The sequence below is a fragment of the Clostridium sp. C8-1-8 genome (assembly GCF_009928445.1).
Classification (GTDB): domain Bacteria; phylum Bacillota; class Clostridia; order Clostridiales; family Clostridiaceae; genus Clostridium_AR.
The window spans coordinates 1-11,571 of record NZ_JAABNO010000054.1; the positions used below are offsets into that span (position 1 = coordinate 1).

Here is an 11,571-nt window from a genome sequence, read left to right on the forward strand (position 1 = left end):
ATATAAAACTAATATATTGTGAGCAGTAACTACTTGTACATTCTTTACTTTTCCTATGAATTTCGACATTTTTCACCAATTGATACACTAGGTACTGTTTTTGCCTATATAAGTGATTGAAATATACTAAAATTTCTTATTTATCATAGGATATATTTAAATTCAAAAGAAAAACTAATTATATAATCTAGAAAAGTATTTAAAAAAAGTTATATAAGTATCTTGTTTAACTAAAAAATAAAAGTCCTATTAGCATTTATATTTTTAATCTTCATGGCTTAAAGTTATCTTTAAAGTAATTATATTGATTACAGATACGTTATTAAAAACACATTATTCCAACTTTATATATTAATTAAAAACTACAAAAACATTATGAATTAAAGGAGGCACTTTATGGCAAGACCTAGAACCCCACGTTTTAAACTTGCCAGACATCTCGGTGTAAATGTATTTAATCACCCAAAAGCTTTAAATCGTGGCATAAAAAAACATAAGCTTTCTGAGTATGGAGAGCAATTATTAGAAAAGCAAAAAATTAAAGCATATTATGGTGTTATGGAAAAGCAATTTAGAAGATATGTTAAGGAAGTTTTATTAGCAAAAGAGAGACCTGAGCAATTATTAGTTCAAAACCTAGAAAGAAGATTAGACTCAGTAACTTATAGATTAGGATTTGCCCCTACGCTAAGGATGGAAAGACAGATGGTTAACCATGGTCATATATTAGTTAACGGTCATAAAGTAGACATTCCATCCTATAGAGTAAATGTGAATGATAATATATCTCTTAGAGAGAAGTCCAGGAAAATTGAAGAGTTCGTTTCTAACTTTACATCCATACCAGTATTGGTTCCTTACATGTCAAAAGACATTGATAACTTTTCTGGTACCCTTGTGAGATTACCTCTTTTAGAGGAAGTTCCAATAGATGTTAAGCCTATAAAAGTTTTCGAGTTTTATTCAAGAGTCTAATTAGAATAAAAGTATCTACAAAATTACATCTTTCAAATTTGTAGATACTTTTATTATTATTTTATTTCTAGCTTCTTCTTTTTTAATCTACTGTAAACTTCTCTGCGGAAAAGTACGTATGCTACAGAGAATAGCGGAATAAATATTATCATTCCTGCCACTCCAAGGGTTTTTCCACCTACTGTAATAGCAACAAGTACCCATATAGAAGGAAGTCCAACAGAATTACCTACTATCTTAGGATAAATCATATTATCCTCTATCTGCTTAAGAACTAAAAATACTATTATGAATATACCAGCTTTCATAGGATCAACCATAACAATCAAAAATGTGGCTACAGCAAATCCAATAAATGATCCCAACACAGGTATAACCGCAGTAAATCCAATCAATATACTAATTACTAAAGCATATGGAAACTTTAATATGATTAATGTGACAAAAAACATTAATCCTAATATGGCTGATTCTATGCATTGCCCTGTAATAAAATTCGAAAAAGTTTGAGCTGTAAGTGTTATCACTTCTAATATTGAATCTGCCTTACTTTGAGGCAAAAATGCGAATATTATTTTTTTAAATTGTACACCTAGTTTTTTCTTTTGTGTCAATATGTATATAGAAAACATAAATGCTAATATAAACTCAACAATGGCGCTAGCAAATCCAGTAGCTATACCTAAGGTTGATAATAGCACAGAGCTTGCCCAGTTAAAAACCGTACTTTTTGCACTGTTAAGTATGCTATCCCAATTTACACCTAAGTTATTGATCAAGTTCATTATATTAGTTGATAACCACGACTTACTATTTATCCAGCTTTGTAGCATAGTAGTTGAGTTGTCAAAAGTTTGCGGCAAAACCTTTATAGTATCTACAATATTCGGAATAATTATGTAAGATACCAGAACAAAAACTCCTATTATCATTAAGCAAGAAAGAATTATGCTAAGCATAGTGCTAAATTTTTCAATAATCCTTCTTACACCCTTAATCTTAATCTTAGACAAATTATTTGATAAAAATGTTACTGGAATATTTAAAATGAAAGCTATACATCCACCTAATATAAACGGAAATAATAATCCATAAATTGAACCCAATACTCCCATTATCCCATTCCAATAGTTGAACCACATATATAGTAAAATTGCTATAACTGCTAATAAAGCAATTTTCCCTGTAAGCTTTTTTTCTAGATCCATATTGTCCCCTTCCGTGATAGAAAAATATATTTGAAGTTTAATATAAATGATTATAAATATTATGCTAAAAATAAAAGCAAATATCATAAAGTTAATTATACTACAAATTGTGTCAACTTAAAGCAAAAGTATGATTTAATACTTTAAAATTTTAAGCCTTTTTGTAGTTTTAAACATGACTATTTTTTTACTGCATACTTTCTTTTCCAAACTAAAATTCATTATAAATATCAGCCCATCATAGACCGTAATATGTAATTAGTAGTATGATTTAACTATACGCTTCCATATATTAACTATACTGTATTCTTTGGAGGAAAAATATTCTTTTTATATTTACTTGTAACAATGCTTTATATATTGATAATTGCGACTCTCTCAACATTAGTTCATGAGTTAGGTCATAGTTTTTTTGTGAAAATTTTCGGTGGTAAATTACTAAAGATTGAATTAGGATTCGGGAGAAAAATTGCTTGTTTTAGTATTTTTCAAATCAGGCTCATATTCTTTTTGAACGGACTCTATACATACAAAGATTTAAAGATTAATAATAAGATATCAAGATGCTTTATACATATTGGAGGCGTTTTATTCAATTTATTTTTAAGTATTATTTGTATATTCTTATTACAAAATATTCGCTGCTTTTCATTATATCTTAATATTTTACTAAGTATAAACTTATCAATGTTTTTTCTTAATCTTTTGCCAATTACAATTGGAAATCTTAATTCTGATGGGAAGCAATTATATAATACTATTAGGTATGGCACTTCTAATTTTGAGGACTAGTGATAATTAAATATTTTTACTATTTTATAAATAGGTAAAGTAATATTATAAAGCTAAAATATAAAGTGCTAAAAAGTATTATTTTAGGTTTTAATACTCTTTAGCACTTTATATTTTATTAATCAATACTTCTACTCTCCTACCTCGTCAATTAACCAAGGCGCCGATTGATTTTCCCTTACTAAGGTAAAATATTCATCCATATCCCCTGATTTATAATCTGCTGTATCCTTGTTATATTTACAGTTGAAATTAACCTTATAAACCCTCACATTATCTTCTTTAATTCCGTTTACCTTCCCTCTTCCATAGTCCATATACTCTTTGCTTTTACTATAGCTAACATCTTCTATAGTCCTAATCTTAATATACTTTAATTTATCAAACTCCATAAATTCTATTCCTTTATTAAAATCGGTCATAGTGGATAATACCTTTTTGCTATCCTTCTTATTATAAAATTCAAAGTATTTCTCTATTACTTGCTCAGGCTGAAGGCTTTTATCAATTTTACTATTTTTCTTATTGTTAATGAACCTATTGCCTGTTACTACCAATATTGAAATAAATAATAATACAATAGAACCGCCTAGTATTCTTCTCAAATTTGAATTTACTTTCATTGATATCTCCCTTCAATTAATATTATATGAGTTCTCTCATAACTTAGCTTCTACTTTATTAAGTCAAAAGAACTAGCCCTACTGAAAACACTTTATTATATAGATGCTTAATATTATAGTCCTTATTAATAATACGATTTTTAATTTAAGAAAGTTTTATCTAAGATATAATTTTCTTAAAAAAATACAACCTTTTTCATTATAACTCGTGAATACTCTGATTTTGTATGCGATTGTAAAAGAAAAAAATCTTTCTACTTTATTTCAGGATTCAAAACAGAATCCTCCTTTGAAAAACAAGTCAGATTAAACATTTTCTTTGCTATCTCTAGAGCCTCAAATATCTGTTTTTCTCCAACTTGTCCCCAATTTAGTAAACGAGCTGCCTTTGATGGAGTAGTCAAATATCGTCCATATATAAGCCCGTTATCTGCATCAGGTTGTTGTTTTCCTATTGAATCAATCAAGGCTGCCATACGAACTTGTGCATATGGCTTAGTACCATTTTCTTCGTCCACTAGCTGATATCCAACCATATAAACTTTACTAATAGAAACATTTATCTCCTCAACCAGTTCCCTCTTTAGGGTTTGTTCCATATCTTTATCAAAAGCTTCTGGCTTACCTCCAGTTAATTGGTACTCACCGTTCTCTATACGAAGTAGTATTCGACCATCCTTTGTGAATAGAATTCCATATACCTGTTTAATTATGATATCTGTCGGAACACTACCAGAATGCCATGTTATTGTAGCCATATTATCCACCTCAACTTTTATGAATTGCTAAGAATAAAATTCTCAATTATTCTTTCACACTACAAATTTAAAATAACATTTTGTAATTACTTCTTCTTCAAACTGTATTCTATTATCCCAAAGCAACCAGCTATGATTCCTGATAATACAATAGTAGAAACAAAAAAAGATTCATCTACTTGTCCAAATGTTTGCTTTGAAACAATTACAAATAATAGTCAACAGATCAGATTGCCCCTTCGTTTTGGAAAAATCCTAATAATTTCTTTAAATTTCTTAGATTTAAACAATTCCCTGAATTCATCCTTCTTATTTCACTGTTTTATCAATGTAAATATTGTTGATTTAGATATTCCATGCTTTCTTGATACTAATGAAGCATTTCCTAGTTCTTGAACTTCTCTTAATATTTCTTCGTTATACATCTCTTGTATAATTTCTATTTTTCATAACTTACCTCCAACCACTCTATTCCTCCGTACCATTTCTGCTGGTATATGTTTTATACTACCTTACATATCTAAAAACTTAACTTTAAACTCTCGTAACAATTCCCCGCCTTGAAAAAGTTTTAATTTTCGCCCAATAATTTCACTGCTTCTAAATTTAAAGTTAGCGCTACCATTAAAAGAGCTAAAATCAAAGCCGTATTTACGTAAAATCTCATTAAATCCTTCAGAGTAAGTGATATTATATTTAGATCTAGAAGCATAAAATTTATGCGCATATTCTCTAATTACTCCACTGTAATGCTTTGAGCAGCAAATACATATTCTTATCAAATCTAACTGGTCTGAAGGATCAATTTCTGTATCAACTAATATAAAATCTTTAAAAGATTCATTAGAATAATAAATTGATATACATGAATTCTTTCCTCTATTTTTGTATAATTCTTCTACAATACTATTGACATCTAGATCTATTTTTAAGAATTCTCTTATCTTCGCAAAAAGAGGTTCTTCAATATACTCATCTTTAAAGTCATCTGGGTAATAAACCATAGTATCAAAAGGAACCATCATCTGTATCTCTAAATCCCATACTGTATCAATCATCTTAAGTCTCTCCCATATAGTTTTCAAAATGTTACCTTATAATTTATACTATAACATTTTAATCATTAACACCATATCACTAGCCACATTTTTACATATTCAGTTTAACATAACAGGTAATTGTGTTAAATTCATATACCTATATCAAATTAGCACCATTAGTTTAACAATGTCTTTATCCTCATCATAGTGACTTTTCTAAGAGTATGGCAGCTTATATGTATATCAAAAACATTTCCTATTCCTATGAGAATTTGCTAAGCTCTTACTCTGATTCTTAGTATATCGCTTATTCTTATCCCAGTATGAATACCCACTAAGAACAATACTCTTAATAAAGTATGTTCCTTTTCTCCAAGTGTATTACCATATACTGATGTTTTAAAGTAAGTTGGATCGGCGAAGAAGAAAGTATTTTCTCTATCATACTTTTCAATGATCTTTTCAACACTTATATTTTCAACATAAGTGTTTCTAAGTCTTTCTCTTAGTTCAGTTAATACATTCTTGAAAATATGCTGAGAAGGAATTTTAGTTTCGCCATACACATATTCTCCTTCTTTGCCAGCAAAACTTTGTGTTATTAAATATAATATCCCTTGGTAATTTTCTTCTCTATTGCTATTTTCTTCTAATACATAGAATAAAAGATACCAAAGCCTTTTTCAACTTCAATATCTCTTTTAGAAAATATATTCAATTTTCTATATATCTAAGCAATATTTTTCAATCAAGAACTAATATCATCATATTCACCTTTAGATAGTTGCTGATGTTTGAATAAATTTACAACCTTTTTTGTTTTATGAGCTATTCTATCTTTTCTATTATTACTTTTTTTCTCTATATATTTATATAAAGAATATAGACCTCTGCTATTATATATAAACTTTGTAAGAACATCATTATTAACAACGATTGATTTAAGCTTATCTAACAAGCCTTTTTCATTAAATCCTAACAAACAATAATGACATGATAACAGATTTCCGTCACACTTTATATACTGCTGTAAACGAAATTTAAGATTTTCTCCATTTAATAAAATTCCATCTTCAATTCTAAAATCGGGTACATCCACATTAGGATTATTATGTTCTAGAAACTGTTTAGTTGATACTGGTCTCATACACTTATAGTAGTATCCATTGTATACCAAATGCCCATTTCTTCTTCTGTCACATTTATTAAAATTAATTTGTGCATCTTCATCTGAAAGTCTATCAGTTTCTATGTCTATAAAATCTTCAAATTCTCTAATACTATAATTAAATTTATAAATATTAGATTTCTCTTTCAAAAAAGTTTCTAATTTATTTTTATCTATGCCAATGTTAGGATATAAAGATACCTTTATTTCATCTATTACCTTAAAGAAATCATCATTCATCTTCATTAGCAACAATCCGTTTGTAGTTATTCTATAAATATCCGCAATTTTAGCTTCTCTTGCAAAAGCTATATATTCACTTATTCCTTTGTTTAATAAAGGTTCTCCACCTAAAAAAATCAATATTTTTACATGATAAATATCTTTTAATATATTTATATCTTTCACGTATTGCTCATAATCATAAAAACATGGTTTAAGATATGGAGAATGGTGCGTACATCCTTTACACTTTAAATTACAATGCTCAGTTACAGGTATTTCTAACCAAGGAACATTTATTTTTTCTATTTTATTATCCATAGTTTAGCCTCTAAAATGATATACTTACTTATAAGTATATCACTTTGGAACTTATAGGCAAATAAAATCAATTCTGGCAATAAACTACTTTTAACTTTCAAGTTATATTTTAATTGAACATTATTCAAACTAATTTGTACCATTATAATATACAATAGTAGTTTTTTCTCCACAAATATAATCCATTTAAAGCCCACCTGTTGATCCTGCATCAACGTCTGTCGGTTTCGTATCTGTACTTAACCCTATTAAATTCGTCAGTATATGTAATTCCTTTATCACTGACCTTTTAACATATTTGTTTTTATATAATAATTCCACTTCTTCTTTAAGAAAACATTTTAAGACTCATCTGCTCTACTCCTATATCTGTTTGTTTAATTATACAAAAAAATACCCTTAGAGTAGTATTTTTTAAGTGTCTACTCTATAGGGTACATTTTAAATTTTACTTTAAGAAATCTTGTGGTCTATTTTCATATTTTTAACACTAAGGACAACCTTAACCCCTGATATTACTCATTCTGGTCTGGGTAACAGGATTTGAACCTGCGACCTCTAGAACCCCATTCTAGCGCGCTACCATCTGCGCCATACCCAGATATATTAAATTGAATACTATATTGTTGCTACACTGGTAACTATGCTACAGAAGCTATCCTTTAATTATAATCACATTATTACATAAATAACCATTTATATTATTTATTATAATTCAAGAGGTTATACTTTTCAACTACATGTACAAGCTAATATTTTACTTAAACTGGTAGATTAAAATTATAATTAAATTTGATTTAAATCACAGTAATGAACAAACTTCAGTAGTAAAATTAGCACATAAACAAATTGAACAACTAAAATAACTAGGAGGACTAAATATGTTTATTGCTAATCAAGATAGAATAAAAAAACTTACAGAAGTTTTAAAAAAGCTTAATACCGAAGGTGTAAATGATGAAACTAGAAGAGAGGCTTTAAATATAGTTGCTAATATAGATCCTATTGAATTATCCATTGCAGAGCAAAGCCTTATTGAACAAGGAATGGACCCACAAGAACTCAGAAATCTATGTGAGATTCATATGGAAGTTTTAAGTGATGAGTTAGTTAAACTTAGAAAGAAGATTGAACCTGGTCATATGTTAGATACTCTTATAATTGAGCATGATAAAATAAAAGAATTTCTTACTGAACTAGAAGATTTAAACTTAAAAATCCAAAAATTAGATAGCTACACTGAAAATGAAGATCTATTTGTAATACTAGAAACACTGGCTCAAAATATTTTAGATGCTGAGAAGCACCATAAAAGAGAAGAAGATGTTTTATTCCCTGAATTAGAAAAAAGAAATATCACTGGACCAACAAGAATTATGAGAATGGAACACGAAGATTTAAGAATGAAAAAGAGACTACTTAAAGAAGCAGCTCAAAATGCCTGTACTGTAGATTTTGCTCAGTGTAAAAATCAAATAGATGAATTGTCTAAGTATATTGTCTTTAATCTTAGAGATCATATTTATAAAGAAAACTATATACTATATCCTACTGCTATAGATGCAATTAAGGATAATAATTTATGGCAGAATATGAAGTCTATGAGTGATGAAATAGGATATTGTCCTTTCACACCAGAAAAATAAGCTTATTGTCTGTAGGCAAGATCTTTCATGTTTTGATTACTTTAATAGACATTTATTAATTCATATTAGTGTTTAATATAAATATTGTATTGAAATAGTCCATATTAAGATGTATCGCTTTTACTCAAAATCTATTTTCCCCTCCTATTTGGAATATAAATTTTATTAAAAAGTCTTACATCTGTATTTGATATACGAAGTCACTGAAGATTTATTCAGTGGCTTTTCTTATATACTTCTGCAAGTTTCATATATACTAAATTTTATTTGCCATAATCTAAAATGAATGGTAGCAGAGTAATTCATAATGAAAACTTTTATATACTCGATGAATCAATTTCTATCTTTAATAAAAAATTTTACTTTTATATACTTATCAAATAATTTTACTGTATTTCTGGATTTTTAACTGTACTCTCTATAGAATCATAGACTACCTTCAAATCATGACAATACAGTGTTCCTTTGAACCAATAAGTAATTATATCATCAATTGGTGATACATAAATATTCTTTCCACCAACTCGTGAAACTATATATTCCTCTCCCTTATAGTTATCAAACTGCCAACTTCCGCCTATGTTATTGATAATTAACTCACCATAATAAGCTGATACATCAATTATGAAATTACTGTTAGGTTGAGATATCTTAATTTTTTCAGCCTCTATTATCATAACAAGCTTTTCTAATTGCTCCTTAGGATTTTCAAAAACTAGATCAAACCTTTTCGCAAAGCTTTCTGATTTATATTTTGTTTCTACTGATAAAGCATCAAACAACGATTTATCTGGCTTTAAATATTCCTTTGATAAAATCTCTAAGGTTTCTAAACCATATTTTTTTATGTATTCACAAAATTCTTTAAGAATATCTTGAAGTTCACTTTGACCATTATAGTGCCAGAAATATTTATCTTTAAATTTCTCATCTATAAGGTATAGCTGATAATCTCTCATTGGAGTCATTAAAGATGTTCTAAAAAGAAGCCTTATGGTATTCCCTAAACTTACCTTATCTACAATTACATATTTAGTCACACCATCTTCTTCTTTTTCATATTGATATAAGCCTACGCTTTGCAAATCGCTAGGCTTATAGTAATACCCATACTGTTTTAAAAAAGGGGACATTATTTTCTTAATATTTTTTAATAACATATATAGTTTACTCCATTACTCTTTTCCTTAATATTACCATACAAAAGTTTTTGATATCAAGCCTTATCCAAAGCCAGATGAGGATCAGTCATCTGCTACAGCTGCACCACCAGTTAGGTAAATAGAAATAACCTTGATATTAAGAGTTATACTTAATAAAAACCTACGCATAAATTTGCTTTCTTTTATAAGCCCTATTCAAATACTCTCCCATATGTACATAAAGAATCCCTTTGTTCTAGCAATTCAATATTACTATTCAAAGTAATTCCCAACCCTCACTATTATATTAAGCTCTTGGTATAAGATAATATCACACCTGTAGTTATTAATATAATTAGTTATTCTAATTTGCAAACCATGCATCTCCTTCAAACCTATTCCAACATATAATAAGCTCCTCAAATTTTAGTACAAACTGTACGCCTTCGCCATCATCATTTAAGCCTATAAATATATATTGAAACATATTTTTCATTGATGTATCTATTACTACTCGAAGAATTCCCGTACTTTTAGCAAGTTTATTAAATTCCTCATATGAGATATTAATTACCTTCTCTTCATCATCATTCGAAGCCTCAGATAAAAAAGATTTTAGTAAAGTGCACTTTTTAAAAATTAGTGTAGCCCATCTAAACTATCTATTTGCTACAGACAACTCTTTTCTAGAACTTGTTGGAATTAATTAAGTTGCTTTCAACTATTTTAAACACATAGTAATTGCACCACAATATTAAAAAATATTATAATTGAAAAAAGAGTTGAGTTTATGGAAATAATTAATGCCATTCCGTAATATTCTAACATTTCAACAATTTATTTTATCTCGTAATGAAGTTGGACAAATTGATTGAATCTCCTCATACTCTTTAACTTCAGTTCCAATTCAAAATCATTTTTCTTAAAAAGCGGTATTCCATGCCCTATTAGCGTAGGTGCTATAGTAATGATAATTTCGTCAATTAACCTTTCTTTAATAAAAGAGTGTAGTAAATTACCACCGCCAACAAGCCAAATATTACCTCCATCAAGTCTTTTTATTTTATTTGTAAATTCCAATATATCTTGATTTATAAATTCTACATTCTCATTTTTGCCGCTTTCTGATTGTGAAAATACATAACACTTCTTAATTCTTATAAGGAAAATTACCTTTTTCTTCTTCAATAATCCAGTCATAAGTTCTTCTGCCAATTAGAATAGTATCTACAGTATTGTAAAATTCAGAATATCCGTTATCCCCTTCGCCTTCAATTTTAAACAACCATTCTAACGAATCATCTTCTGTTGCAATATAACCATCTAAACTTGTTGCTATGTATAAGACTAAATTTCTTTTATTGGACATCTTAAACCTCCATATTTATAAATTTTATCTATTAAAAAATTCAAATAGTGAACAATAATTTGCTATTGTTCACTAGATTATAGTTTATAATCACACTTATTGTAACATATTGTGTAAAATACACCATTACTATGCATACATCGACTCTCTATTTTTCTATTAAATATTCATCCTCAACATTGACTTAAAACATAGACAAAAACAAAAAAGACTTCACTTATCGTGAAGTCTTTTTTGCATCATCATATACTAATTACCTAGCGACCACTTACTCTCCCACACAGTCGCCCATGCAGTACCATCAGCC

At 28.3% G+C, this 11,571-nt stretch carries 11 protein-coding genes, 1 tRNA gene and 1 pseudogene; 2 read left to right on the top strand and 11 right to left on the bottom strand.

The genetic code is table 11. The features are described from left to right. Window positions 1-396: 396 nt before the first annotated feature. Window positions 397-975 (top strand): 30S ribosomal protein S4, encoded by a 579-nt coding sequence (gene rpsD / locus GXK57_RS25645; protein WP_160680861.1) that lies wholly within the window; start codon window positions 397-399, stop codon window positions 973-975. Window positions 976-1,031: 56 nt separating this feature from the next. Here the strand turns inward: rpsD and GXK57_RS25650 are convergent, their stop codons facing one another. From GXK57_RS25650 to GXK57_RS25680, 7 genes and pseudogenes are all read right to left on the bottom strand, one after another. Then, entirely contained in the window at window positions 1,032-2,183 is a 1,152-nt protein-coding gene (locus GXK57_RS25650) for an AI-2E family transporter (protein WP_160680862.1), read from the bottom strand. Window positions 2,184-3,106: 923 nt separating this feature from the next. Next, on the bottom strand, window positions 3,107-3,598 hold the full coding sequence (locus GXK57_RS25655; protein WP_160680863.1) for a DUF4829 domain-containing protein: 492 nt from the start codon (window positions 3,596-3,598) through the stop codon (window positions 3,107-3,109). A 254-nt stretch (window positions 3,599-3,852) separates the two neighbouring features. Continuing rightward, entirely contained in the window at window positions 3,853-4,356 is a 504-nt protein-coding gene (locus GXK57_RS25660; RefSeq protein WP_160680864.1) for an NUDIX domain-containing protein, read from the bottom strand. A 512-nt stretch (window positions 4,357-4,868) separates the two neighbouring features. Then, window positions 4,869-5,414, bottom strand: coding sequence for a hypothetical protein (locus tag GXK57_RS25665; RefSeq protein WP_160680865.1), 546 nt, complete (start codon window positions 5,412-5,414; stop codon window positions 4,869-4,871). Window positions 5,415-5,743: 329 nt separating this feature from the next. Continuing rightward, window positions 5,744-6,007, bottom strand: a pseudogene (locus GXK57_RS25670) (DNA adenine methylase); the annotation flags it as partial. A 137-nt stretch (window positions 6,008-6,144) separates the two neighbouring features. Beyond that, a complete protein-coding gene (locus tag GXK57_RS25675; RefSeq protein ID WP_160680866.1) occupies window positions 6,145-7,107 on the bottom strand; it encodes a radical SAM protein in 963 nt (320 codons plus the stop codon). Window positions 7,108-7,632: 525 nt separating this feature from the next. Beyond that, window positions 7,633-7,708: transfer RNA gene (locus GXK57_RS25680), tRNA-Pro, on the bottom strand. Window positions 7,709-7,988: 280 nt separating this feature from the next. Between GXK57_RS25680 and GXK57_RS25685 the strand changes: the two genes are divergently transcribed. Continuing rightward, window positions 7,989-8,753: a DUF438 domain-containing protein gene (locus GXK57_RS25685; RefSeq protein WP_160680867.1), complete on the top strand. Its 765-nt coding sequence runs from the start codon at window positions 7,989-7,991 to the stop codon at window positions 8,751-8,753. Window positions 8,754-9,139: 386 nt separating this feature from the next. Here GXK57_RS25685 and GXK57_RS25690 read toward each other — a convergent pair whose 3' ends face one another. The 4 genes from GXK57_RS25690 to GXK57_RS26745 all read right to left on the bottom strand — a co-directional run bounded on the left by GXK57_RS25690 (window position 9,140) and on the right by GXK57_RS26745 (window position 11,264). Further along, window positions 9,140-9,913, bottom strand: coding sequence for a hypothetical protein (locus tag GXK57_RS25690; protein WP_160680868.1), 774 nt, complete (start codon window positions 9,911-9,913; stop codon window positions 9,140-9,142). Between the two features lie 346 nt (window positions 9,914-10,259). Next, complete coding sequence (locus GXK57_RS26960; RefSeq protein WP_279285535.1) at window positions 10,260-10,391, bottom strand: hypothetical protein; 132 nt, start codon at window positions 10,389-10,391, stop codon at window positions 10,260-10,262. Between the two features lie 341 nt (window positions 10,392-10,732). Further along, a complete protein-coding gene (locus GXK57_RS25695; RefSeq protein WP_243156518.1) occupies window positions 10,733-11,095 on the bottom strand; it encodes a dihydrofolate reductase family protein in 363 nt (120 codons plus the stop codon). Further along, window positions 11,046-11,264: a hypothetical protein gene (locus GXK57_RS26745; RefSeq protein ID WP_243156519.1), complete on the bottom strand. Its 219-nt coding sequence runs from the start codon at window positions 11,262-11,264 to the stop codon at window positions 11,046-11,048. Before GXK57_RS26745 ends, GXK57_RS25695 begins: the two co-directional genes overlap by 50 nt. Window positions 11,265-11,571 lie beyond the last annotated feature (307 nt).